Source organism: Microbispora sp. H10885 (assembly GCF_014161415.1).
In the GTDB taxonomy this organism is placed as follows: Bacteria; Actinomycetota; Actinomycetes; order Streptosporangiales; family Streptosporangiaceae; genus Microbispora; species Microbispora triticiradicis.
This window is the reverse complement of record NZ_JABBWY010000010.1, coordinates 255,369-280,068: the sequence shown is the minus strand read 5'-3', so window position 1 is coordinate 280,068 and position 24,700 is coordinate 255,369. Positions and strand designations below refer to the sequence as shown.

Annotated in this window: 20 protein-coding genes; 6 read left to right on the top strand and 14 right to left on the bottom strand. The window is 73.7% G+C overall.

The window, feature by feature from the left end:
* Nucleotides 1-147: 147 nt before the first annotated feature.
* The 5 genes from HHX37_RS26810 to HHX37_RS26790 all read right to left on the bottom strand — a co-directional run bounded on the left by HHX37_RS26810 (nt 148) and on the right by HHX37_RS26790 (nt 7,084).
* A complete protein-coding gene (locus HHX37_RS26810) occupies nt 148-603 on the bottom strand; it encodes a hypothetical protein (protein ID WP_182887220.1) in 456 nt (151 codons plus the stop codon).
* 3 nt (nt 604-606) lie between these two features.
* Nucleotides 607-1,068 (bottom strand): MerR family transcriptional regulator, encoded by a 462-nt coding sequence (locus HHX37_RS26805; RefSeq protein ID WP_310740554.1) that lies wholly within the window; start codon nt 1,066-1,068, stop codon nt 607-609.
* Nucleotides 1,065-1,442: a hypothetical protein gene (locus HHX37_RS26800; protein ID WP_182887219.1), complete on the bottom strand. Its 378-nt coding sequence runs from the start codon at nt 1,440-1,442 to the stop codon at nt 1,065-1,067. The genes HHX37_RS26805 and HHX37_RS26800 overlap by 4 nt, the downstream gene beginning before the upstream one ends.
* A 136-nt stretch (nt 1,443-1,578) precedes the next feature.
* Entirely contained in the window at nt 1,579-2,469 is an 891-nt protein-coding gene (locus tag HHX37_RS26795) for a peptidylprolyl isomerase (protein ID WP_182887218.1), read from the bottom strand.
* Between the two features lie 196 nt (nt 2,470-2,665).
* Nucleotides 2,666-7,084, bottom strand: a complete 4,419-nt coding sequence (locus tag HHX37_RS26790; protein ID WP_182887217.1) for an NEW3 domain-containing protein — start codon at nt 7,082-7,084, stop codon at nt 2,666-2,668.
* 148 nt (nt 7,085-7,232) lie between these two features.
* On the opposite strand from HHX37_RS26790, the gene HHX37_RS26785 reads away from it, so the two are divergent.
* Both HHX37_RS26785 and HHX37_RS26780 read left to right on the top strand, forming a co-directional pair.
* The gene (locus HHX37_RS26785) at nt 7,233-7,568 is read left to right on the top strand and encodes a putative quinol monooxygenase (protein WP_182887216.1); all 336 of its coding nucleotides are present in this window, start codon (nt 7,233-7,235) and stop codon (nt 7,566-7,568) included.
* A 120-nt stretch (nt 7,569-7,688) separates the two neighbouring features.
* A complete protein-coding gene (locus tag HHX37_RS26780; RefSeq protein ID WP_310740553.1) occupies nt 7,689-9,971 on the top strand; it encodes a glycoside hydrolase family 3 N-terminal domain-containing protein in 2,283 nt (760 codons plus the stop codon).
* 125 nt (nt 9,972-10,096) lie between these two features.
* Here the strand turns inward: HHX37_RS26780 and HHX37_RS26775 are convergent, their stop codons facing one another.
* The 4 genes from HHX37_RS26775 to HHX37_RS26760 all read right to left on the bottom strand — a co-directional run bounded on the left by HHX37_RS26775 (nt 10,097) and on the right by HHX37_RS26760 (nt 12,271).
* Complete coding sequence (locus tag HHX37_RS26775; RefSeq protein WP_182881095.1) at nt 10,097-10,513, bottom strand: DUF3592 domain-containing protein; 417 nt, start codon at nt 10,511-10,513, stop codon at nt 10,097-10,099.
* Nucleotides 10,514-10,598: 85 nt separating this feature from the next.
* Nucleotides 10,599-11,012 carry a PH domain-containing protein gene (locus HHX37_RS26770; RefSeq protein ID WP_208758954.1) on the bottom strand — a complete coding sequence of 138 codons (414 nt, stop codon included), beginning with the start codon at nt 11,010-11,012 and terminating at the stop codon, nt 10,599-10,601.
* 114 nt (nt 11,013-11,126) lie between these two features.
* Nucleotides 11,127-11,705, bottom strand: coding sequence for a DUF5709 domain-containing protein (locus tag HHX37_RS26765; RefSeq protein ID WP_182887215.1), 579 nt, complete (start codon nt 11,703-11,705; stop codon nt 11,127-11,129).
* Between the two features lie 74 nt (nt 11,706-11,779).
* Nucleotides 11,780-12,271 (bottom strand): metallophosphoesterase family protein, encoded by a 492-nt coding sequence (locus HHX37_RS26760; protein ID WP_182887214.1) that lies wholly within the window; start codon nt 12,269-12,271, stop codon nt 11,780-11,782.
* A 127-nt stretch (nt 12,272-12,398) separates the two neighbouring features.
* Between HHX37_RS26760 and HHX37_RS26755 the strand changes: the two genes are divergently transcribed.
* Nucleotides 12,399-12,539: a hypothetical protein gene (locus HHX37_RS26755; protein WP_165900859.1), complete on the top strand. Its 141-nt coding sequence runs from the start codon at nt 12,399-12,401 to the stop codon at nt 12,537-12,539.
* Between the two features lie 108 nt (nt 12,540-12,647).
* On the opposite strand, the gene HHX37_RS26750 is transcribed toward HHX37_RS26755, so the two are convergent.
* Both HHX37_RS26750 and HHX37_RS26745 read right to left on the bottom strand, forming a co-directional pair.
* Nucleotides 12,648-13,052, bottom strand: a complete 405-nt coding sequence (locus tag HHX37_RS26750) for a hypothetical protein (protein WP_182887213.1) — start codon at nt 13,050-13,052, stop codon at nt 12,648-12,650.
* 129 nt (nt 13,053-13,181) lie between these two features.
* On the bottom strand, nt 13,182-14,135 hold the full coding sequence (locus tag HHX37_RS26745) for a Ppx/GppA phosphatase family protein (protein ID WP_117409324.1): 954 nt from the start codon (nt 14,133-14,135) through the stop codon (nt 13,182-13,184).
* Between the two features lie 275 nt (nt 14,136-14,410).
* Here HHX37_RS26745 and HHX37_RS26740 point away from each other — a divergent pair, with 275 nt between their 5' ends.
* On the top strand, nt 14,411-16,159 hold the full coding sequence (locus HHX37_RS26740; RefSeq protein ID WP_182887212.1) for a RecQ family ATP-dependent DNA helicase: 1,749 nt from the start codon (nt 14,411-14,413) through the stop codon (nt 16,157-16,159).
* 148 nt (nt 16,160-16,307) lie between these two features.
* Nucleotides 16,308-16,562: a hypothetical protein gene (locus HHX37_RS26735; RefSeq protein ID WP_182887211.1), complete on the top strand. Its 255-nt coding sequence runs from the start codon at nt 16,308-16,310 to the stop codon at nt 16,560-16,562.
* 21 nt (nt 16,563-16,583) lie between these two features.
* On the opposite strand, the gene HHX37_RS26730 is transcribed toward HHX37_RS26735, so the two are convergent.
* Nucleotides 16,584-18,509 carry an amino acid transporter gene (locus HHX37_RS26730; protein ID WP_182887210.1) on the bottom strand — a complete coding sequence of 642 codons (1,926 nt, stop codon included), beginning with the start codon at nt 18,507-18,509 and terminating at the stop codon, nt 16,584-16,586.
* A gap of 229 nt (nt 18,510-18,738) precedes the next feature.
* On the opposite strand from HHX37_RS26730, the gene HHX37_RS26725 reads away from it, so the two are divergent.
* Complete coding sequence (locus tag HHX37_RS26725) at nt 18,739-21,144, top strand: Tex family protein (protein WP_310740552.1); 2,406 nt, start codon at nt 18,739-18,741, stop codon at nt 21,142-21,144.
* 379 nt (nt 21,145-21,523) lie between these two features.
* Here the strand turns inward: HHX37_RS26725 and HHX37_RS26720 are convergent, their stop codons facing one another.
* Both HHX37_RS26720 and hutU read right to left on the bottom strand, forming a co-directional pair.
* Nucleotides 21,524-22,756, bottom strand: coding sequence for an allantoate amidohydrolase (locus HHX37_RS26720; RefSeq protein WP_182887271.1), 1,233 nt, complete (start codon nt 22,754-22,756; stop codon nt 21,524-21,526).
* A gap of 106 nt (nt 22,757-22,862) precedes the next feature.
* The gene (gene hutU / locus HHX37_RS26715; protein ID WP_182887270.1) at nt 22,863-24,539 is read right to left on the bottom strand and encodes a urocanate hydratase; all 1,677 of its coding nucleotides are present in this window, start codon (nt 24,537-24,539) and stop codon (nt 22,863-22,865) included.
* Nucleotides 24,540-24,700 lie beyond the last annotated feature (161 nt).

Below are 24,700 nucleotides of genomic sequence, written 5' to 3'. Positions count from 1 at the left end.
CCTCGTGGGTGCTCACGGGTCAGCCCTGCATTAGGGAGCGCCCTTCGGCCAGGCGCCGGTGAAGGGAAGCGGGCAGTCGGGTCAGGTGCAGTGGGTCAGGCTGTCGCACCTGGTGTGGTGGTGCCGCAGGCCGGCGGGATCACAGGGTCAGCAGCCGCCGCACGCACAGCCGGACGGGCCGCACCCTGTTCCGGACGGGCCGCACCCTGTTCCGGACGGGCCGCACCCTGTTCCGGCGCTGCGCGCGGCGGCCGTGGTCGTGCGCCGGTGCAGCCACCACATGCCCGCGGCGGCGGCCAGCAGCAGTCCGGACACGGCGAGCAGCGTCCGCTCGGCCAGCGCCGCGCCCGCGCCGGTCAGCAGCCCGGCGCCGATCAGCACCGGCAGCGCGCAGCAGGCCGCGCACGCCAGCACGGCCAGCGCGACGGCGACCTTGCTGCGCAGCGGCGGCTCGCCCTCGTGGGCGGGGCGGCGGCCCTCCGACGTGTGAGCGGTGACGGCGAGCGGCACCGTGACCGGCCTCGCCGGACCCTCCGCCGGAAGCGCGGACGGGCCGGGCGGCGGGGCCGCGACCGGCCTGCGGTGTTCCTCGTGGGTGCTCACGGATCAGCTCTCCTTCGGGGAGCGGCCTTCGGCCAGGCCGGCGAAGGGCAACGGGCAGTCCGGGCAGGTGCAGTGGGTCAGGCTGTCGCACCCGGCGCTGACCACCTGGGCCAGCGCGTGGCGGATGGTGGTCAGATCGGCGATCTTCGCGTCCACTTCGAGGATCTTGGCCTGGGCACGGGCCCGCAGGTCGGGGGTGGAGTGACCACGCCGGCCGGTGTCGAGCAGCTCGGCCACCTCCTCCAGGGTGAAGCCGAGCCGCTGCGCGGCTTTGATCACTGTCAGCAGGGCGACGGTCTCGGGCGGGTAGGAACGGTGGCCGCCCGGGCTGCGCGCCGGTTCGGCGATCAGGCCGCGCCGCTCGTAGTAGCGCAGGGTCTGGACGTTGACCCCGGCCTGCTCGGCCACCTGCCCGGTGCGCAGGTAGGGCCCGCCCGGGCCCCGCAGCACGACGTCCTGCTTCACGCCGGCCGCCCCACCTCGGCGGGCGCCGTGGATCGGCCGGCCGCGCCGGCCCGGGCCTGCAGCGCGTCCAGCACCTCGGCGTGCTCGGGCGGGACCGCCACGTCCAGCGTCAGGCCGCCTCCGGCGATGGTGAGGGTGAAGGTGAAGAAGGAGCAGCAGCCGCTCTCCCGCGCCGTCAGCTCGGCCGCCCGCGCGGCGTGCTCCGGACCGGAGGCGAGCTCCAGCCGCAGGCGCCCACGCTCTTCGCGCCGCATCCCCTGGACCGTCTCGGCGAACAACGCGTCGAACTCGGCCATCCGCAGCGGCTGGTCGGCGGTGGGCAGCGTGCACGCCGGAGGAGCCCATCCCTGAGCGAGGACGATGTCTTGGGTCATGCCTCGACGGTAAGCCTGTACCCAGGTACCGGATGCAACCCCCAATCCTCCACGCCGCCGGATCGGGCGTGCGGATCGAGCGCCCGGACCGCCGGTGCCGAGGAGCCGCGCAGCCGTGCGGCGCTCCGAGGGCCGGTCAGTGGCGGTGGCCGGCGTCGGGCTGCGCCGGGTCGGCGGGATGCTCGTGACCCGGCGTGAGCCGCACACACCCGGCCTGCCGGGCGTCCAGCCAGCGGGCGAACGCGCGTTCCCCCTCGCGCTCCGCCAGTTCCGCGCGGATCAGCGCACGCACGGCCTCGTAAGGCTCGCGCCGCGCCGCCTCGATCCGCTCCACCACCAGCGTCCACGGACCGCCGGGGCCATCGATCGGCCCGACCGTCTCCCCCTCGCGGGCGGCGAAGACGGCGTCCTCCAGCGGCCCGGTCATGTCCCCTCGCCGTACCGGCCCGAACGGCCTGACCCAGCGCGTCTCGGGAGTGGTGAAACGGTCGAGGTTGCGCCGGTAGTAGTCGCGCGCGTCCTCCTCGGAGGGCGTGCTCTCCGCCGTCAGCGCCCGGCACACCGCCCTCGCGGCCGGGGCCGTCGCCAGCACCGCCGCCGCGACCCCGCCGGTCCGCAGCGCGCCCGCCAAGGTGAGCACGGCCCGGGCGGCGTCCTCCGCAACACGAGACGGCGCAGGACGGCCGGAAGGCGCGGGGGACGCCGAGGGCTCGGTGGGCCGGGCGGAGGTCGTGGACCCGGGCGGCTCGGGCGACTTGGAGGGCTCGGGCGGCTCGGGCGGCTCGGGTGGCTCGGGTGGCAGGCCGAGCCGGGCCGCCTCCTGCCCGGCCAGGATCTCGGCCACCATGACCTGCACCAGCCAGCGGCGCAGGTTGCGGCCCTCGGCGGTATCCGGGGCCGGCAGCCGGGCCGCGAGCGGCCCGCTTCTGAGCAGGCGGAGCCGGTGGTCCACCTCGGCGACCGTCATCACCCGCTCCCCCACCACCGCCGCGATCTCGGCGTCGTGGGCCGGAACGTCAGGTCTCATGGCACACCGCCGCGACCTCTCCGCCACCGGCCGGACCGTCAGATCCCACGGCCCGACCGCCGCGATCTCTTCCGCCGCGGACCGGAACGTCAGGTCTCATGGCACACCGCCGCGACCTCTCCGCCACCGGCCGGACCGCCAGGCTCCACGGCCCGACCGCCGCGATCTCGTCCATCGCGGACCGGAGCGCCCGGGCTCACGGCTCGACCTCGATCTCGATCGTGTCGGTGTAGTGGACCCACCCGGCACAGGCGATCTTCACGAGTGCCCACCACCGGCCGGGCCGGGTGCCGGGCGGCACCCGCACGGGGAAGCGCACCCACGCCTCGTCCCCGGGCGGCACGACCGTGCCGCCGTTCCACTCCGGGAACATCTCGAACGTCTGCCATGGGCTGACCAGCTGAACCTGCGCCGGCATCGGCGACCGCGCGCCGGACTGCAGCCGGACCACGACCTCCGCCCGGCCACCGGGCCACAGCCGGAGGCCGGGAGGGTGGCCCAGACCCTCGACCGTCACCTCCAGGCCCGGCGACCGCCGCCCTCCCTCGCCGGGCCGGGCGAGATGGAGCCGGGTCACGTCCTCGTACGCCTGGCCGCCGAACTCCGTACCCGCCGTGAGCAGGTAGAGGCCGGGTTCGGCGCCGGGCGGCGGCGTCAGCCGCACCGGCACCGCCGCGTGGCCGCCCGGCGGCAGCACGTACGGCCGGACGGCGGGCGTCACGGTCCAGCCGCGGGGGGCGGTGAGCGTCACCACGCCCTCCGCCCGGTCCTCGGTGAGGCAGGAGGCGATGGTTAGTGTGAGGTCCACCGGCCCGGCGACGTCGACGTCCGGCTCGGACAAATGCACCGCGACGGGCAGGTCGCCGATGGGCGCGGGCCCGGTGTCGTTGAGCCAGTACCGCGTGTAGACCGGCTGGTGCGGCTCCGCCTCCGGCACGCCGCCGGGCTCGGCGCCCCCGCCTCCAGTGCTGTCAGCCCCAGTGCTGTCAGCCCCGATGTTGTCAGCCCCGAGGCTGTGAGCCCCGATGCTGTTAGAAACGGTGCCCCCGGCCGGGCCGCCGCCCGCGGCCGCCTTTTCGGGTCTGTCGGCGGGGCCGTCGAGCAGCGGGGCGACGAGCGTGACGATCTCCATGCCGTCGAGCGTGCCGGGGGCGTCCCCGGTGACGTTCTCCAGCAGCCCGGCCCGCCGCCACGCGCCGAGCGGCAGCGTGGTGGCGATCGACAGCGGGATGGTCCCGCCGCCCGCCTCGTACACGCGGGCGGTCAGCGCTGTGACCGGGCCGGGCGTACGGCCCTCGGCGATCGGGTTGCCGGCGGCCTTGAGCGCGGTGAGGACCAGGCCGGGACCGGTCTCCAGGAACGACCGCGACTCGCCCGCGGGCCCGTCGGCTCCCACCGTCGCGATCAGCGGATGGTTGACGTCGTGGCCGATCCGGACGAGCCCGGCGTCGCGCCAGTCGCCCGGGGCGGCCACCAGGCAGCACTCGAACGCGTGGGTCCAGTGCTGGAGCTGGAAGTTGGAGCCGTCGGGCGCGGTGCGGCGGGGCGGGTCGATCCACACGCCGGACGGCCAGCCCGTGCACGAGCGCATCAGCGACATGTGCAGCGCCCCCGACGGATCGACCGCGAAACCCGGAACGCCCCGATTGACGAGCCCGACGGTGTAGCCGGCCAACACGGCGTCGTCCGGCACGGCGTCGTCGAATACACCGTCGTCGCACTCGGCACCCGTCACCACCTCCACCACGGCGTCGGCGAGGTCGGCCACCAGTTCTTCGACGGCGCCCTCGCCGCAGACCACGAGGACGGGAAGGTCTCGGGCTCCGGTGAGGTCCGCGCTCGGCACCCAGACCTTCTCCAGCGGCTCGGCGGCCGGGACCCACAGCCGCGCCCGGCCCCCGGCGCCGAGCCGCGCGCGTAGCTCCGCCGCCTCCTCGTCGTCCAGCAGCGCGGCGACGAACGGGTTCTCCTCCGGCGTGCCGACGGCGATCCGCACGTCGGGCAGGTTCGAGTCGACGGCCAGGTTCCCGTACCGGGGGCCGGGGGCGGTGGAGCACGTCGAGGTGACGCCCTGCCGCACCAGCGCGACGGCCAGCTCCCTGAGCCCGTCCCCGAGCGCCTCCCCGGCCCCGCCCGCCGACGCCTCCGACCGCCCCTCGGACGGCGCCTCGGACGGTGCCTCGGACGGTGCGATGATCTCGGCGACGCCGACGGCCCGCGTGCCGAGGACGCGGCCCGCGGGCGTGCGCAGCACGACGCGGGCGGTGGACGACAGCGCGAACCAGTTGTGCGCGGGGTTGTCCAGCGTCCACGGGTGCTCGGCCGAGTCGACGTCGATCAGGGCGAACCCGCGGCCGACGACGGCGCCGGCGACCTCGGCGACCGGCAGCGCCCCCGGCACGCGCACCGGCCAGCGCAGCCGCAGCAGCACGTCGGAGCCGTGGAAGTCGTCCACGTGCGTGGTGAGATCGACCCGGGGCAGCCCGTCCCATAGGGTGATCTCCTGCGTGTAGGCGACGGGCCCCGACTTTCCGGACCCCACTTTCCCCGACACCGTGATCCGCCGTCCCGCCGGGCACTCGGCGACGGCGACCTCCGCGTGCGCTCCGGCCGAACCGGTCACCTCGCCGTTGGGCAGCAGGTGCCAGGGGCCCTCCCCGAAGCGCGGGTGCGCCGGGTGCTCGTCGTAGACGAGCAGTTCGTTGCCCACCCGCGCCTCCTGCAGCAGTTCGCGGCCCTCCACGACGAGGCTCGAGACCGTCCCACCGCGCTCGGGGTCGACCTCCACCGCGTGGGTGGCGTTCGCGATGCGGTTCCCCTCCCGTGCGGCCCAGCCGATCGGGACGGGGTCGCCGGTCGGCGCCAGGCGGAACGTCCGGTAGCCGAGCGCGGGCACGTCGCGGGCGACGAAGACCGCGTCCACGGCGGCCAGGCTGCCGTCCGGGTGCCGCTCGGGGTGCTCCAGCAGCAGCCCCGGCGCGGGCGGGTCGAGCGTGACGCCGTACGTCCCCGGTTCGGGCAGCGTCAGCCGCACGCGCACGAGGTCGGTCCTCGGCCAGGAGGAGGGGTTCCAGACGGCGACGCCGGTCAGGCCCTCCCCCAGGCGGCGCAGCGACGCGTCGAGGACCCGCCCGCCCAGGTCGTACGCCTCCCGCCAGCCGGTCATCAGGTCCAGGTACACCTGGTCGGACTCCGAGCCGGTGACGGCGTCGTGGTGCGCGCCGTACGCGATCTGGCGCCAGGCCTTGTCGAGGGCGGCGTGCGGGTAGGGCGCGCCGAGGACGGCGGTGGCGACGGCGGCGAACTTCTCGGCGTCGGCGAGGCGCGTCTCGGCGTGCCGCTGGGCCTGCTTGGTGTCGGCGTACGACACGTCCTTGCCGGTGTAGATCGGGTTCATGTCCCGGGTCTGCGGCGTCAGCCGGACGCCCGCGGCGCGCACCGCCGCGAAGAAGTCCTTCGGCAGCCCGCAGACGAACCGGGGCGAGACGTAGCGCCGGTTCCAGTCGCGGTGGATCTCCGTGACCCACTTGTTGGGCGGGGTGTAGTCGGTGCCGACGGGCAGCAGCACGTTGCGGGTCGCCGCGACCTTCTTCAGCCGCAGGAACAGTTCGTAGACGGCGGCCTCGGCCTCCTCCAGGGACGGCGCCGAGTCCATCCACCACCCGGCGCTGTAGTGGGCGGGCATGTAGTGGGTCGGCACGCCCCGGCCCGACGGCGACAGCCACTCGAACTCCGACGGGAACTGCATCACCGACGGGTCGCCCCACCCGCCGCCGAGGAGCATCGGGCCCCACTGGTGGTACGGTCCGCGCGCCCAAGAGCTGGAGGTGAGCCCGGCGTCGGCGGCGAGGCCCGGGAACTGCGGGTCGTGCCCGAACGCGTCGAGCTGCCAGGCCGTCGCCGGGTCGCCGCCGAGCACGTCGCGCTGGAAGCCGATCCCGTGGACCATGTTGCGGATCGTCGCCTCCGGGCCGGTCAGGTTGGTGTTCGGCTCGTTGTACGTCCCGCCGACGATCTCCAGCCGGCCCTCGGCCAGCAGGCGGCGCAGGTACGCCCGGTCTTCGGGGTGGGCGTTCCAGTAGGGCTTGAGGTAGTCGACCTCCGCCAGCACGAACCGGTACTCCGGCTCCCTGCGGGCCGTGTCCAGGTGGAGCCGGACGAGGGCGAAGCCCGCGTGCTGGAACTCCTGCCGGTGGGCCTGCGCGAGGCCGCCCGCCCGGTCCCAGGTGGCGGTGTAGGCGGCCTGGGTGTTCCACCAGACGGGGTCGTAGTGGAAGTGGGGGATCATCCAGACCGTCCAGCCCGGCTCGGCGACGACCAGTTCGCCGTCCGCCGCGCACCGCTCGCCGCCCGCGGCCGCCCGCACGGTGATCGGGACGCGGGCTCCCGGCGCCCGCGCCGGCCCCTCCGTCTCGACGGGCACCTCCACCACCACCGTCGCGGGCCCCGGCTCCGTGGTCTCCCTGACGCCGGCCGTCCGCCGGCCACGCGCTCCCGGGCCGCCGGCCTCGACCACCAGGGAGGATCCGTACGGCACCTCGGCGAGGGTGACGCGCACGACCTGGCGGGGGCCGCGGACGAACAGTTCGGTGGACTCGACGGCGGTGACGCGCATGCGCACCCCTAACCGCGGCCTCTCAGGGCGGCCTCTGGGGGACAGGTGACGGTCGGGACATCCCCCGTCCGCGCCGGGCTCACCCCTGCCGTCCCGGCCGGTCGTCCCGCCCCGGTGGCGCTTGGCCGCGCCGCGCCGTACGCTGACCATGATCAACGACTCAGAGGCCCTGCCGAGAGGAGACCGGACGGTGTCGGTGTGCGTGGCGATCCTGCAGGCCAAGCCCGAGCACGCGGAGGAGGTGGAGGCGACGCTCCGCGACATCGTCGACGCCACCCGGGACGAGAAGGGCGCCCTGACCTTCGTGATCCACCGGCAGGGCGCGGACAGGTTCATCGTCTACGAGAAGTACGCGGACGACGCCGCGCGCGACGCCCACTTCGGCACGCCGTACGTCTCGGGGTTCGTGGCCCGGTTCGGAGAGCTGCTCGTGGCCGAGCCGCAGATCGAGTTCGCCGAGGAGCTGGCCGGCTTCACCCGGTGAGGCGGGCCGCGGGCGTGAAAGTTTCCCGGCGTACGGCTGGTGGCGCGTGTCCGTAGCCGACGTTGTTTGACCCGAAAATCCCTTGATTCCTACGGTCAGCAGGAATGTGAGGGAGGACCCATGACATCCCGGCTGAGATCCCCGTGGATCATCGCGCTCGTGATGCTGCTCGCCGCGGCGCTGGGCGCCGTCCCCGCCGCCGGCCGCGGCGTCGCACGGGCGGCGGACGCTCCCTATAAGGATCCGAGCCTGCCCGTTGCCACCCGGGTGGCCGACCTGCTGTCCCGGATGTCCCTCGACGACAAGGCCGGCCAGATGACCCAGGCCGACCGGGGCGCCCTGACCACGGTGTCCGACGTGGCGGCGTACCGGCTGGGCTCGATCCTGTCCGGCGGCGGCTCGGCTCCCTCCCCCAACACCCCGTCGTCCTGGGCCGACATGTACGACAACTTTCAGCGGCAGGCGTTGTCCACCCCGCTCGGCATCCCGATGATCTACGGAATCGACGCCGTGCACGGGCACAACAACGTCGTGGGCGCGACGATCTTCCCGCACAACATCGGGCTGGGCGCGACCCGCGACCCCGACCTGGTCGAACGGGTCGGCCGGGCGACCGCCGAGGAGGTCTCCGGCACCGGTATCGACTGGACCTTCGCCCCCTGCCTGTGCGTGGCCCGCAACGACCGCTGGGGTCGCACGTACGAGTCGTTCAGCGAGGACCCCCAGCTCGTCACGCAGATGACCACGATCGTGGACGGGTTCCAGAAGGCCGGGAACGCCTCCATCCTCGCCACCGCCAAGCACTACGTGGGCGACGGCGGCACCACGGGAGGCAGGGACCAGGGCAACACCGAGCTGAGCGAGGCCGACCTGCGGGCCATCCACCTCGCGCCGTTCAAGGCGGCCGTACAGCGCGGCGTGGGCAGCGTGATGGTCAGCTACAGCAGCTGGAACGGCGCCAGGATGCACGGCAACAAGTACCTGATCACGGACGTGCTGAAGGGCGAGCTGGGCTTCAAGGGCTTCGTGGTGACCGACTGGGCGGGCATCGACCAGCTCGACGGCCAGACCGGGTTCACCGCGAACGAGATCACCACCGCGATCAACGCGGGCGTCGACATGGTGATGGTGCCGAACGACTACAAGAAGTTCATCACGCTCCTCAAGCAGGAGGTGCAGGCGGGCCGCATCCCGACGTCGCGGATCGACGACGCCAACCGGCGCATCCTGACCAAGAAGTTCGAGCTCGGGCTGTTCGAGAAGCCGCTGACCGACCGCTCCTACACCTCCACCGTGGGCAGCGCCGCGCACCGGGCCGTCGCCCGCGAGGCCGTGCGCAAGTCGCTGGTGCTGCTGAAGAACGCGGGGGACGTGCTCCCGCTGGCGAAGACCGGCGGCAAGATCTTCGTGGCCGGCAAGAGCGCCGACGACATCGGCAACCAGAGTGGCGGCTGGACGATCAGCTGGCAGGGCTCGTCCGGAAACATCACCGGCGGCACCACGATCCTGCAGGGCATCCGCGACCTCGTCGGCTCGGGCGCCCAGGTCATCTACAACCGCGACGGCAGCGGCATCGACTCGTCCTACCGCGCGGCGATCGCCGTCGTCGGCGAGACGCCGTACGCCGAGGGCCAGGGCGACCGGACGGGGTCGATGGGCCTCGACTCCACCGACCTCGCGACGCTGCAGCGGCTCAAGGCGTCGGGCGTGCCGCTGGTCGTGGTGCTCGTCTCCGGCCGCCCGCTGGACATCGCGGGCCAGATCGACCAGTGGAACGCGCTGGTGGCGGCCTGGCTGCCGGGCACCGAGGGGCGCGGTGTGGCCGACATGCTGTTCGGCGACTCCGCCCCGAGCGGGCGGCTGCCGATGACGTGGCCGCGCAGCGCCGACCAGGAGCCGATCAACGACGGGGACGGCAAGGACGCCCTGTTCAAGTACGGCTACGGGCTCGACTACACGGTCCCGCCCCCGCACTCCCCGTCGCCGTCCCCGTCCCCTTCGCCCAGTCCCTCGCCCAGCCCGTCTCCTTCTCCGTCCCTGTCGCCCAGCCCGTCGCCCTCGCCGAGCGTCAGCCCGCCGGCCGGCGGATGCGTGGTGACCTACCGGACGAACGACTGGGGCGGCGGATTCACCGCGGACGTCACGATCACCAACAGGTCGTCCAGCGCCGTGAACGGCTGGCGGCTCCAGTGGACGTACGCGGGGAACCAGAAGATCACCGGCTACTGGAACGCGGTCGTCACCCAGTCGGGCCAGCAGGTCACGGCGTCGAACGCCTCCTACAACGGGACGATCGGCGCGAACGGCGGCACGGCGAGCTTCGGCTTCCAGGGCACCTACAGCGGTGCCAACGCCACCCCCGCCGCGTTCACGCTGAACGGCGCGGCCTGCGCCGCCGGGTGACCGGCCGCGCCGCGCCGTAGTCCGACCGCCCGCCGCTCGGGGTCCAGGAGGAGACATCCCCCTGGGCCCCGGGCAGCAGGGCATGATCCGTCAGGCACGACCGTGTGGCGCGGCCTTCCGGGCGTTCAGAACGTCTGCCCGAGGGCGATGCCCGCTCCCACGGTGAACAGGACGACGCCCAGCGCGAGGAAGATCCCGCCGAGCAGCGTGCCGCTCCCCACCGCGCTGTCGATGCGGATCCGGGTGGGCTTCGCCGGGTCGTACAGCACCGGCACCTCCTCGCCGGGCCGCGCGGGCGGCGGGTTGCTCCCGTACGTGCTCTCGGCCTCGACCTGCTGGCCGTACAGGGTGACGAAGCGGACGGTCGGGTAGTAGACGGTGCCGTCGTCGGAATGGCTCGCCCGCAGCCCCACGACGAGGCCGCTGGCGCGGTGTGCCCGGCGGCGGAACTCCCGGGCGTTGACCGTGATCCCTCCGCCGATGAGGCCGAAGACGAGTCCGAGGCCGGACAGGATCAGAGTGATGAGAGCGGTTTGTGACACGCACCGGACTCTAGGACGCCAAGCTTGACATCCGCTTGCACCCCTTTCGCCGGCCTCCCCGGGCACTGACCGGGAGGCGGCCGGGTCAGGGGCGCAGCCGCATGAGCGCCTCGGCCACGGCCACCACGGGCTCGCCGAGGTCGAACCGGCTGAACAGGTGGATCTGCTCCCCCGCGTCGATCTCCAGCAGTTCCGTGGTCAGGCCGTACCTGCGGTTGGTGTTCACCCGGATGCGGTCGACGTCGTTCCAGGAGATCCGCTCCCTGCCGCCGAGCCCGCTGACGACCAGCCCGTCCTCCCCCGCCGTGAGCCGTACGGGTGCCACCAGGTCACGTCCGGCCAGCACGGCGAAGCCCAGGGCGGCCACACCGGCGAGGAAGAGCAGCCAGCCGTCGCCGGTGAGCGCCAGCACGGCGCACAACACGGCGCCGGCGGCCTTCAGCGCGACGATCCCCCGGGGCACCCGCCACTCGTGCCGCGTCTCCTGAACATCCGCCATCGGGGCAGCGTAACGAATCAGGGGTCCTCTCGCCGCCCCCACCGGACACGACCCCAGGCCCGGGGCGAGGCACGGCCCCGGGCCACCAGGGCCGATCGTTCCGGGTGGCGCGGCTCAGGGGCCCTCGTCCTCCACGTGCATCGCCTGCTCCTCGGCGGTGTATCCGCCGAAGTCCGGCCCCACGTCCTCGGCGATCATGTCCTTCTCGGTGTCCACGCCCATGCCGCCGTCGGGGTCGACGAGCCGCCCGGCCCGGCCCGGCTCGTCGGTGCCGTACCTGCCCGCCTGGGCCGGATTCACGGTGGCGTACCTGCCCGCCTGGGCCGGATTCACGGTGGCGTAGCCGTCGGGGTCCTCCGACCCGTATCCGCCGGCCTCGTCCCCGGTCAGCTCCTCGTACTCGTCGTACGGCCGCTCGCCGCCCTCGGCGCCCGTTTCACTGCCCGCATCAGGGCCGAAGCGCACGTCGGTGTCCGGGACCTCGCGGGACAGGCGGAGGTCGAGGGACTCGCCCTCGCGCATCTCGTTCGGGGTGGTGCCGTACTCGTCGAGGCCAAGGGGCCGGTCGCCGGGCAGCGGCATCTCCTGCGGGTCGGCCGCCCACTGCTGCTCGGGTGTGCCCTCCTGCAGGTCCGGAATGCCTTCATCCTCGAACCGCGACCGCGGATCGGGCTGTGGTCTGTTCTCTCTCATACCGGCCCCATGCCCCGCCGTACGGTCCTTAGGCAGGTCTCCCGGCAGTCCGCCCGGGCCGGTCCGCCGGTCCGTCAGGTGACGGGCACGATCTCGGCCCGCCGCAGCTCGCCCCCGGCGATGTCGAGCAGGCCGATCGTGCCGTGCGGCTGGCGGCGGCGGTCGGTGGGCGAGCCGGGGTTGAACACCCGCACCCCGTCGCCGGTCAGGTCCATAGGGATGTGGGAGTGGCCGTAGACGACGAGATCCGCGCCGGGGAAGCGGCGCCGCATCCGGGCGGTCCGCCCGGTGGCCTGGCCGCTGTCGTGAATCATTCCCACCCGCAGGCCGCCGAGGTCGAGTTCGAGCGTCTCGGGAGCCCCCCAGGCCGCCACGTCCGGGCCGTCGTTGTTGCCCAGCACCGCGCGTACCGGCGCGTAGGCCGACAGCTCCACCAGCACCTCCGCCGTGCAGACGTCGCCGGCGTGCAGGATCAGGTCCGCCCCCCGCAGGTGCCGCGCGACGGCGGCCGGGCACGACTTCCAGCGCCGGGGAGCGTGGGTGTCCGCCAGCACGACGACCTTCATCTCTCCATCTTCACCCGCGAGAAGAGGTGCCAAGCGACGTATTCCGGGAATAGAAAGGCAGGTCCCCGACAACCCTCGGCCCGCACCCCCAATGCCGGTTCCCCGCCGGCGCCGTTCGGGAGGACATATGAGCAGGCAGATCGCCGACGGCTTCCAAGCCCCCACGCTGACCGAACTGGAGGCGCGCGTGCGCGGGCTGGAAAGCCAGGTCGCCCGCCTCACCCAGCTGGTCAAGGAGCTGTCCGGGCAGAGCGGCGACACTCGCTGAGCCGACGAGGGGCCGCGCGAAGCTCCGCGGAGACCCCGGGAAACGAGGCGTCCCCGCCAGGCGGGGCCTGACGGGGACGCCGGGGTGAGTTGTGCGCCAGACGTGGTGTCACGCGCCGCGTACGGAGGCGGCACTCGCACGGACGCGGTGCTCACGCACCGCCGCACCGCCCTTCGCACCGCCCTTCGCGCCGCGCACGGCACCGCTCGCGGCGCTGTTCGCGCCACGAACGGCGCCACTCGTAGCACCACGTTCAGCACCACGTTCGGCACCGCTCGCGGCACCACGTGCGGCACCACTCACAGCGCTGTCCCGCGAGACCGCGCCGCGCGCCGGCTCTCCCGAGCCCTCACCGGCCGGGACGGGCGGCACCCGGCCGTAGTTCTCGCGCCCGGTGCTCGCCGCCAGCGCGCCCAGCGCGACGAGGGTCACGACCGCGATCGTCACCAACGCGCCGAGCGCGAGCACCGCCACCGCCGCCAGGGAGACCACGGCTCCCAGCAGCTCCACCATTCCCATTCCTCCAGAGGTCGACCCCGATACGGCACTCCAGTGACCGGCGGTCCAATCACCGGCCATGCGGTAGGAGCGGAAAAATTGCCGAGTATTGGTGCCTTGCCCCGTTTGGAGGGCGCTCATACCTTACTGATCGGTCACCGGGGAGCGCCCCATGGGCAGGTTGTCGAGCCTGCGCAGGATGACCCCCTCTCGTAAGGCCCACGGGCAGATCTCCAGGACCGGCAGCTCGAACAGGTCCATCGCGGCGTCCGCGACGATCGCCCCGGCGAGCAGCTGCCCCGCCCGCCCTTCGGACACGCCGGGCAGCTCCGCGCGCCGGGCCGCCGGCATCCCGGCCAGCCGGGCCGTCCACTCCACCAGGTGCTCGTGCGTCAGCGTCCGCCTGACGTACGGCCCCTCGGTCGAGGACGCCGCCCCCGCGATCCGGGCGAGCTGGCGGAACGTCTTGGAAGTCGCGACCGCGTGGTCCGGCCTGCCGTACTTGGTCACCGTTCCGACGGTCCGGGCGATCTCCGTGCGGACGTGCCGCCGCAGCGTCCGTACCTCCTCGGGGCCGGGCGGGTCGGCGGTGAACCAGTCGCGGGTGAGCCGTCCCGCGCCGAGCGGGAGCGACACCGCGACGTCCGGCTCCTCGTCGATGCCGGAGGCGATCTCCAGCGAACCGCCCCCGATGTCGGTGACCAGCAGCCGTCCCGAGGACCAGCCGAACCAGCGGCGCACGGCCAGGAAGGTCAGCCGGGCCTCGTCGTCGCCCGACAGCACCTGAACGTCCACCCTGGTCTCGGCCTTGATGCGGGCCAGCACGTCCACGCCGTTGACCGCGTCGCGCACGGCGGAGGTGGCGAAGGCCACGAGGTCCTCCACGCCCTTGTCCTCCGCGATGCGGGCGGCCTCCCGCACGAAGGCCCGCAGCCGCGCGGCCCCCTCCTCACCGAGCCTGTTCCCGTCGACGAGGTGCTCGGCCAGGCGCAGCTCCTCCTTGTGCGAGAAGGCGGGCAGTGGCCTTGCTCCCTGGTGCGCGTCCATGACCAGCAGGTGCACCGTGTTGGAACCGACGTCCAGGACTCCGAGTCGCATGCCCCGACCGTACAGCCTGCTCCCGGCCGCGCCCGCGCACGGCTGATCATTCGGCGGCGACGCCGGCGGGCACCTTTCCGATCACTCCGACCGCACCGCGTCGTGCGCGCCGGCCGTGCGCTCCGGCGGGGAGGTGACGAAGGGGCGGCCCGGCCTCCTCCCCACCCGCGGCGCGCCCGCCGTGAGCGGCGTGGGCCATTCCGGTTCGACCCATGTGCGGCGGGTAGTGGCACGCCGATCGGGCGACGGAGCCCGATCGGCGAGGGAGCGACGGCATGAGCGTCAGGCAGCGGTACGGCGGCCTGTCCGGCGGCAGGCCCGGTGACCGGCTCGGCGGGACGTCGGGCGGCTGGTCGAGGGACTGGTCCGGCGGCTGGGCCAGGGGGTGGGCGGGCGGCCGGTTCGGCCGCCGCTTCGGGCGCAGGGGCAGGCGGCTGCGCGCCACGGCGAGGGATGCGTTCGGCTGGGAGCAGCTGCGCCCGGGACAGCAGGAGGCGATGGAGCACCTGCTCGCCGGGCGGGACGTGCTGCTCGTGATGCCGACCGGCGGCGGCAAGTCCGCCGTCTACCAGGTGCCCGGCCTGCTGCTCGACGGCCCGACGATCGTCGTCTCACCGCTCATCGCCCTGCAGCGCGACCAGGTCATGAGCCTGCTCAAGGCGGGGGCCGCGGGCGCGGTGGCGGTCAACTCGGCCGGCTCCGTGGAGGCGGGCCTCGACCAGGTCACCGCCGGGAACGCCGAGTACGTCTTCCTGTCGCCCGAGCAGCTCGCCAAGCCCGAGGTGGTGGAGCGCCTGGCCGCGGCCCGGCCCTCGCTGATCGCGGTGGACGAGGCGCACTGCGTCTCCTCCTGGGGGCACGACTTCCGGCCGGAGTACCTGCGCCTGGCCAAGGTCATCGAGCGTCTGGGTCACCCTCCGGTCATCGCGATGACGGCCACCGCCGCGCCCACGGTCCGCGAGGAGATCGTCGAGTCGCTGGGCCTGACCGGGGCGCAGCAGATCGTCCGGGGTTTCGACCGCCCGAATCTCCATCTGGAGGTGCGGCGGTTCGTCGGCGAGGACGACAAGCGCACCGCCCTGGCCGACCACGCCGCCGGGCTGGAGGGGGTCGGGCTGGTCTACGTGGCGACGCGGCGGCAGGCCGAGGAGTACGCCGACCTCCTGAAGGAGCGGGGCCGCCGGGCCGAGGCCTACCACGCGGGGATGAAGACCACCGAACGCCGCAGCATCCACGAGCGGTTCCAGGGCGACGACCTGGACACCGTCGTGGCGACGTCGGCGTTCGGGATGGGGATCGACAAGCCCGACGTGCGTTACGTGCTGCACGCGGCGCCGCCCGAGTCGATCGACTCCTACTACCAGGAGATCGGGCGGGCCGGGCGGGACGGCAACCCGGCCGAGGTCGTGCTGTTCTACCGGCCCGAGGACCTCGGGTTGCGCAAGTTCTTCGCGGGCGGCCGGGCGGACGGCGACCTGATCCGGCGCGTCGCGACGCTGGTCCACGAGCACGGCGGCGAGGTGGACGCCGTGGAGCTGCGCGAGCTGCTCGGCGTGGGAGCCGCCAAGCTCACCTCGCAGGTCAACCTGCTGGAGCGGACCGGCGCGGTCGAGGTCGCCCACGGCGGCGCGCTGCGGTACGTCCCCGGCGGCCCGCCGCCGGACGAGGCCGCCGCCCGCGCGGTGGAGCTCGACGACCTCAGGCACCGGATGGAGGACTCCCGGCTGGAGATGATGCGCGGCTACGCCGAGACGACCGGATGCCGCCGCCGTTTCCTGCTGGAGTACTTCGGGGAGCCGTACGAGCGGGCGTGCGGCGACTGCGACACCTGCCGGTCCGGGACGGTGGCCGCGCCGGCGGCCGGCGACGGCCCGTTCCCCATGCACGCGAACGTCCGGCACGCCGAGTGGGGACACGGCATCGTGATGAGCCGGGAGCAGGACCGGATCACGGTGCTGTTCGACTCGGTGGGCTACAAGACGCTGGCGCTCGGGGTCGTCGACGAGCTGCTCGAAGTCGTCTGATCCGCCCCCGGCCCGGCGGAGCACGGCAGGGCAGGGCAGGGCACGGCAGGGCACGGCGCAAACATTACTTTCCGTGTCCACACCGCCACTTGCGGTGGTTTCGCCGCCTGCCGAGACTCGAAGACGGAGGCAGTGGGGGGTGGTACCGGTGCGAGAGACGATCGGCTCCGGCGAGACGTGGCCGTTCAGGTGCCTGCGCTGCCTGCTGGTCTGGGAGGTGGAGTACGTCGTCCGCCGCACCGGAGACGGGCAAGGCGGCGAGCACGGGGACAAGCGCGAGGACGACGTCGCGGTGTGGACGCGGGAGGGCGTCGCCGTCCAGCCGCCCTGGTCCGGGACGACCTGCCCCGGGTGCGGATGCGGCACCGTGACCACCTTTCCCACCGGCTACCTGACCCGCTGAGAGCGCCGTACGGCGGCGTCGCTAGCCGACGTGGACCTGCGGGCGGCGGGCGAGGTCGGGCTCGGCCTTGCGGATGACCTCCCGGGTGAGCGGCGGCACGTCCCCGCCGCCGAAGATCAGATAGCGCAGCAGGGCGCCGACGGGGTTGCCCTCCGCCCAGTGGAAGTACACGTGCGGCCGCTTGCCGGTCAGGTCCCGCAGGTGGAACAGGACCGCGGCGATCGTGTTGGCCACGGCGGGGCTCTCCACCTTGAGCACCTGGTAGCCGTGCCGCTCCTCCCCCGCGACGCGCAGCTCCGACTCGAACTCCGAGGCGTCGCTGAGCGTGACCTCCAGGAAGATCATGCACTCGTCCTCGGGCAGGTGGTGGTACTCGCGCGTCTCGCGGTCCTTGTCCTCGTACTCGGCCGGGTCGCGGGCGTCCGGCTCGTTGGCGATCAGCCGCAGCTCCCCGCCGACGCCCAGCACGAACTTCCTCGCCGTCTCGTCGAGCTCGACGCGGGTGGCGCGCAGCTCGGTCGACCGGGTGGCCCGCGAGATCAACGACGTCGCGACGATCGCGACCACGAACAGCAGGGCGATCTTCAGTCCGTCCGGCCGCTCCCTGATGTTCTCCACGGTCGCGTAGCACAGGACGAGCGAGATCAGGCAGTAGGCGGCCGCGGCGACCGGACGGCCCTCCCGGTAGGCGGTGATGGTCACGGCCGCCGCGGCCGAGAGGATCAGCGCCAGCACCCCGGTGGCGTACGCGCCGCCCTGGGCCTCCACCTGGGCGCCGAACAGGAGCGTGATGCCGAACGCGACAGCGGTGAACACCAGCACCAGGGGCCGTACGGCACGGGCCCAGTCGGGCGCCATGCCGTATCTGGGCAGGTAGCGGGGGACGATGTTGAGCAGCCCGGTGAGCGCCGACGCGCCCGCGAACCACAGGATCGCGATCGTGCTGAGGTCGTAGGCCGTGCCGAACCAGTCGCCCAGGAGACGATGGGCCAGGTAGGCGAGCGCACGCCCGCCGGCCTTGCCGCCCTCCCGGAACTCGGCGGCCGGGATGAGGACGGTGGTCGCGACGCTGCTGGCGAGCAGGAACACGCTCATGACCAGCGCGGCGGTCGTCAGCAGGCGGCGGGCGCCGGCGATCCGCTGCCGCAGGTCGCCGTCGATCTGCGGCATCACCGCGACGCCGGTTTCGAACCCCGACAGGCCGAGGGCCAGCTTCGGCAGCACGAGCAGCGACATGCCGACCATCGCGAGCGGGCTCGCGTGCTCGGCCGTCAGCGCGCCGTGCCAGTCCGCCACCAGGTCCGGGGCGGTGACCACCTCGCCCAGCGCGACCGCCACGACCACCGTGTTCAGCACGAGATACGTCACCACGAGGACCACGGCCAGCCCGATGGCCTCACTGAAGCCACGCAGGAAGATCCCGCCGAGGACGGCGATCAGCACCAGCGTGATGGCGACCCGCTGCCCGGCGAGGGCCTTGGGAAAGAACGGGTTCTCGATCAGGTGCGCGGTCGCGTCCGACGCCGACAGCGTGATGGTGAACACGAACGCGGTGGCGACGAAGCCCAGCAGCACGAGCACGAGGAGCTTGCCCCACCATCTCGGCAGCAGCCGCTCCAGCATCGCGATGGACCCCATGCCGTGCGGGCTGTGCTCGGCGACCGCACGGTAGGTGGGCAGGGCGCCGAACAGGGTGAGCGCCACCAGCAACGCCGTCGCGATCGGCGACAGCGCCCCCGCCGCCAGGGCGGCGATGCCCGGCTGATAGCCGAGCGTGGAGAAGTAGTCGACCCCGGTGAGGCACATCACCTGCCACCACGGGTGGCGGCTGCCCGGCTGCCCGGCATGGGAGCCCGCCGTCCCCTGGTCGTGCTGAAGGCCCTCCAGCAACCAGGCGCGGAGCGGCCCGCTCCCGCCCTCCGTCTCCTGCCGCGCGGACGTCGCCACCCCGGCTCACCTTCTCGTCGGCCCCCGGGGATTCGGGGGCGCCGGGACAGACGATAGCGAGGCCCGTGCGCGTCCGCGCGGAGTTGTCCACAGCGGCGGCCGGCCCGGACGCCGCTGTGCCGGGTCGTCCACAGGCGGACCGAGAGTGTCGGCCGGATCCGGCAGAATGAAACTCCCCGGACAGGGCCGGCCCGGGGAGGGCGAGCCCGGAAGAAGGCGGATCAGGATCGTGACGACGTCCATTCAGCGGCGGATCGCCGAAGAGCTCGGTGTGCGCGAGAGCCAGGTGGCCTCGGCGGTCGACCTGCTCGACGGCGGTGCCACCGTGCCGTTCATCGCCCGCTACCGCAAGGAGGCGACGGGCGCGCTGGACGACGCCCAGCTGCGCGCGCTGGAGGAGCGTCTGCGCTACCTGCGCGAGCTGGAGGAGCGGCGCGCGGCCATCCTCGAGTCGATCCGTTCCCAGGGCAAGCTCGACGAGGCCCTGGAAGCCCGCATCATGGAGGCCGACTCGAAGGCCCGGCTGGAGGACATCTACCTGCCCTTCAAGCCCAAGCGCCGGACCAAGGCGCAGATCGCCAGGGAGCTCGGGCTGGAGCCGCTGGCCGACGCGCTGCTCGCCGATCCCTCGCTCGACCCCCAGGCGACCGCCGGGGCGTACGTGCGCGAGGGCGTGGCCGACGCCGCCGCGGCGCTGGAGGGGGCCAGGGCGATCCTGGTCGAGCGCTTCGCCGAGGACGCCGACCTGATCGGCGACCTGCGCGAGCGCATGTGGAGCCGGGGCCGGCTGGTCTCGCAGGTCCGGGAGGACAAGCAGGAGGCGGGGGCCAAGTTCTCCGACTACTTCGACTTCTCCGAGCCGTTCACGCGGCTGCCCTCCCACCGGATCCTCGCGATGTTCCGGGGAGAGAAGGAGGAGGTCCTCACCCTCACGCTCGACCCGGAGGCCGAGGAGCCGAACGACTACGAGGCGCGGATCGCGCGGCGGTTCGGCGTCGCCGACCTGGGCCGCCCCGCCGACAGGTGGCTGCTCGACACCGTCCGCTGGGCCTGGCGGACGCGGGTCCTGGTGCACCTCGGCATCGATCTGCGCACCCGCCTGTGGCAGGCGGCCGAGGAGGAGGCCGTGCGCGTGTTCGCGGCCAACCTGCGCGACCTGCTGCTGGCCGCCCCCGCCGGGGCCCGGCCCACGATGGGCCTCGACCCCGGGCTGCGCACCGGCGTGAAGGTCGCGGTGGTCGACGGCACCGGCAAGGTCGTGGCGACCGAGACCATCTACCCGCACGAGCCGAGGCGGCAGTGGGACCAGTCGCTCGCCGTGCTCGCCCGGCTGGCGACCGAGCATAACGTGGAGCTGGTGGCCATCGGCAACGGCACGGCCTCGCGGGAGACCGACAAGCTCGCCGGGGAGCTCGTCAGGCACCTGCCGCAGCTCACCAAGATCGTGGTCTCCGAGGCCGGGGCCTCGGTGTACTCCGCCTCGGCCTACGCCTCGCAGGAACTTCCCGGTCTCGACGTCTCGCTGCGCGGCGCGGTCTCGATCGCGCGGCGGCTGCAGGACCCGCTGGCCGAACTGGTGAAGATCGACCCCAAGTCGATCGGCGTCGGGCAGTACCAGCACGACGTGTCCGAGGTGAAACTGTCGCGCTCGCTCGACGCGGTGGTGGAGGACTGTGTGAACGCGGTGGGCGTGGACGTCAACACCGCCTCCGCTCCCCTGCTGACCCGGGTCTCCGGCATCGGCGCCGGGCTCGCGGAGAACATCGTCGCCCACCGGGACGCCAACGGCCCGTTCCGCTCCCGTACGGGGCTGAAAGGGGTGCCGCGGCTCGGCCCGAAGGCGTTCGAGCAGTGCGCGGGCTTCCTCCGCATCCCCGGCGGGGACGACCCGCTCGACGCCTCCAGCGTGCACCCCGAGGCGTACCCGGTGGTGCGCCGCATCCTCGACTTCTCGAAGAGCGACCTGCGCACGCTGATCGGCAACACCTCGGCGCTCCGCACGCTGAAGCCGTCCGACTTCGTCGACGACACCTTCGGTCTGCCCACCGTCACCGACATCCTCAAAGAGCTGGAGAAGCCCGGCCGCGACCCCCGGCCCGCGTTCAAGACCGCCACGTTCAAGGAGGGCGTCGAGAAGCCGTCCGACCTGTCGCCCGGGATGATCCTGGAGGGCGTCGTCACCAACGTCGCCGCGTTCGGGGCGTTCGTGGACGTCGGCGTGCACCAGGACGGCCTCGTCCACGTGTCCGCCATGTCCAATTCGTTCGTGAAGGACCCGCGCGAGGTGGTCAAGCCCGGCGACATCGTGCGGGTCAAGGTGCTCGACGTGGATCTCCAGCGCAAGCGCATCTCCCTGACGCTGCGCCTGGACGATGAGACGGCGGGCAACGGCCGCAGGGGCGGCCCCGGCGGCGAGTCCCGCGACGGCTCACGCGACGACCGGCCGAACGGCCGCCGCGGTCAGGGCGGGCAGAACCAGTCCCGCCAGGGCCAGCCCCGTCAGGGCGGCGGCCGAGGTGGGTCGGGCCAAGGTGCAGGCCGGGGTTCAGGCGGGGCAGCGGCCGGCGGAGCCATGGCCGAGGCCCTCCGCCGGGCCGGTCTCGGCGACTCCGGCGGCGACCGCCGCTCCCGCTGACGAGGGCATCCCCACTCACAAGCGGCGCTGCCACTGAGCGCCGCTCCCACTGACGACGGTCTCCCACTCCTGAGCGGCGCTGCCACTGACCGGCGCCGCTCCCGCTGACGAACGACCGCCTCACTCCCGAGCGGCGCTCCTACTGACGGACGCCGTTCGCGCTGAGAGCGGCAGGCCGCTCTCAGCGGCGGCGCTCTGCCGACGAACGGCTGCCGCACTTCCGCTGCCCGCCCTGCCTCACACTCGGGTGCCTCCCCCCTTCCCCGCCGCCGCTTGTGGTGGTCGCGGGAGGAGCACGATCTCCCCCTCCCCGCTCGCCGCTGGCGGTGGTCGTGGGAGGAGGAGATCGAGGGCTCGGCGTCGGGCGGGCGGCCGGGGGTCAACGGCGGTGGGAGGTGTCGTCGGCCGGGCTCCCGGCGGTCCGCGCGGGAGGTGCCGGCGGGGTCGGCGGGGTCGTGAGCAGGTCCGCGAGCACGGCGGCGAGGGCGGCGACACCGGCGAGGCAGTCGGACTCCTCCGCGTGCTCCCGCGGTGAGTGGGAGACGCCGGTGGGATTGCGGACGAACAGCATGGCGGCCGGGATCTCCGCGGCGAGGACGCCCGCGTCGTGTCCCGCGCCCGTGGGCAGCGTGGGCACGCCGCCGAGGACGCGGACGGCACGCTCGCGCAGCGCTCCGTCGAACGTCACGACCGGGGTGTAGGACTCCCGGGTCACTTCGGCCCCCGCCGCCGCCCGCGCCGTCTCCTCGACGAGCCTGTCCAGGACATCCGGGTCGGGCGCCCGGCCGTCGAGCCAGGCCGTCACCCGCGAGGGGATGGCGTTCGTTCCGTTGGGCTCCACCCTGACCCGGCCGAAGGTGGCCAGGGCTCCCAGGCGCCCGGCCTCGGCGCGAGCCGCCAGCACGGCCGCCGCGTAGGACGGCATGGGATCACGCCGGTCCTCCATCCTGGTGGTCCCCGCGTGGTTGGCCTCGCCGCGGAAGTCGAAGCGCCAGCGCCCGTGCGGCCAGATGGCGGAGGCGACGCCCACCCGGTGCGGGGTGCCGGCGAGGTGACGGCCCTGCTCCACGTGCAGCTCCACGAACACGCCGACGCGGGCGAGGCGCTCGTCGTCGCGCCCCACGGCCTCCGGATCGCGCCCGGCCCGCTCCATGGCCGCCGCGAGGGAGACGCCGTCCGCGTCGCGCAGCGCCAGGGCGGCATCCGGCGCGACGGCCCCGGTCATCAGCCGCGATCCCAGGCAGGCCAGGCCGAACCGGGCGCCCTCCTCCTCGGTGAAGTTCACCAGTGCCAGCGGCCGCCGCGGACGAAGGCCACGGGTCCGCAGCGCGTCGAGCGCCGCGAAGGCCCCCACCACCCCCAGCGGGCCGTCGTACGCTCCGCCGTCGGGCACCGAGTCGAGGTGCGACCCGGTGACCACGGCGTCTCCCGCCGCCGGGTCGCCCAGCCAGGCCCACTGGTTGCCGTTGCGGTCGGTCTCGTACGCCAGCCCCCGCGCCCGGGCCTGCCCGGCGAACCAGGCACGGCAGTCGGCGTCGGCCGCCGTCCACCCGTGCCGGCGGTATCCACCGGTCCCGGCGTCCAGCCCGATGGGCAGCAGGTCACGCCACATCGCGCGGAACCCGTCCCCGGCCTCCTCCGCGATCTCCGCCTGCCATGCCTCCTGCCCTCCGTGCCGCCACGCGGGGTCGTCGACGCCGCCCGGGCCCGCGGCTTGGTCAGGCGCGGGCATCGGGGTGCTCCGTCCCCGCCATCGGGACCCGCACACCGCGCTCACGCGCGACCTCCGCGGCCCGGTCGTACCCGGCGTCCACGTGCCGGATCACCCCCATGCCGGGGTCGTTGGTCAGCACCCGGCGGATCTTCTCCCCGGCCAGCGGTGTGCCGTCGGCGACGGTGACCTGCCCGGCGTGGATGGAACGGCCGATGCCGACCCCGCCGCCGTGGTGGATCGACACCCAGGACGCGCCCGAGGCCACGTTGACCATGGCGTTCAGCAGCGGCCAGTCGGCGATCGCGTCGGAGCCGTCCAGCATCCCCTCCGTCTCCCGGTACGGCGAGGCGACCGACCCGCAGTCGAGGTGGTCGCGGCCGATGACGAGGGGAGCCGAGACCTTCCCGGAGGCGACGAGGTCGTTGAAGCGCTCCCCCGCGCGGTCGCGCTCGCCGTACCCCAGCCAGCAGATGCGCGCGGGCAGGCCCTGGTAGCGCACCCGCTCCCCCGCCATCCGGATCCACCGCGCCAGTGGTTCGTTGTCCGGGAAAAGATCGAGGACCGCGCGGTCGGTCGCGGCGATGTCGGCCGGGTCCCCGGACAGCGCCGCCCAGCGGAACGGGCCCTTTCCCTCGCAGAACAACGGCCGGATGTAGGCGGGCACGAACCCGGGGAAGTCGAACGCCCGCGCGTACCCGGCGAGGCTCGCCTCCCCCCTGATCGAGTTGCCGTAGTCGAACACCTCCGCGCCGGCGTCCTGGAAGCCGACCATCGCCTCGACGTGCCGGGCCATCGACTCCCGGGCCCGCCGGGTGAAGCCCTCGGGGTCTTTCCGCGCCAGCGCCGCCATGTCCTCGAACGCGACGCCCAGCGGCAGGTACGCCAGGGGGTCGTGGGCGCTGGTCTGGTCGGTGACGACGTCGATCTCCGCGCCGCGCGCCAGCAGGGCGGGCACGGCCTCGGCCGCGTTGGCCACCACGCCGATCGACAGCGGGCGCCGCGCGTCCCTGGCCTCGTACGCCAGGCGCAGCGCCTCGTCCAGGCCGTCGGCGCGCACGTCCAGGTAGCCGTGGCCGATCCGGCGCTCGACGCCGTGCGGGTCGCAGTCGACGCAGACGGCCACGCCGCCGTTCATGGTCACCGCCAGCGGCTGCGCGCCGCCCATTCCGCCCAGCCCGGCGGTGAGTGTGATCGTCCCCGCGAGGCTGCCGCCGAACCTCTTGGCCGCGACCGCGGCGAACGTCTCGTACGTGCCCTGCAGGATCCCCTGGGTGCCGATGTAGATCCACGAACCGGCGGTCATCTGGCCGTACATCGTGAGCCCGAGCTGTTCCAGCCGCCGGAACTCGGGCCAGGTCGCCCAGTCGCCGACCAGGTTGGAGTTGGCGATGAGCACCCGGGGAGCCCACTCGTGGGTGGTCATCACCCCGACGGGGCGGCCCGACTGCACCAGCAGCGTCTCGTCGGCGCGCAGGACGGTGAGCTCCCGCACGATCGCGTCGAAGGAGGGCCAGTCGCGGGCCGCCTTACCACTGCCGCCGTAGACGACGAGCCGGTCCGGATGCTCGGCGACCTCGGGGTCGAGGTTGTTCATCAGCATCCGCAGGGCCGCCTCCTGCGGCCAGCCGCGCGCGTTCAGGGTGGCACCGCGGGGAGCCCGGACGGGGCCACGGCCGGCCACCGGATCGGGGGCCGGATCGGGGGCCGGCGTGAAGGTCCGGCCTGCGGTCCGGGGCGAGGTGCTGTCGTCGTCGGTCACGAGTGCTCCTTCCGCCTGCGCGCCGGCCTCGCCTGTCCTGTCCGGCGTGTCCGGTCTCACGCTCTCGGTCCTCCCTACCCTGC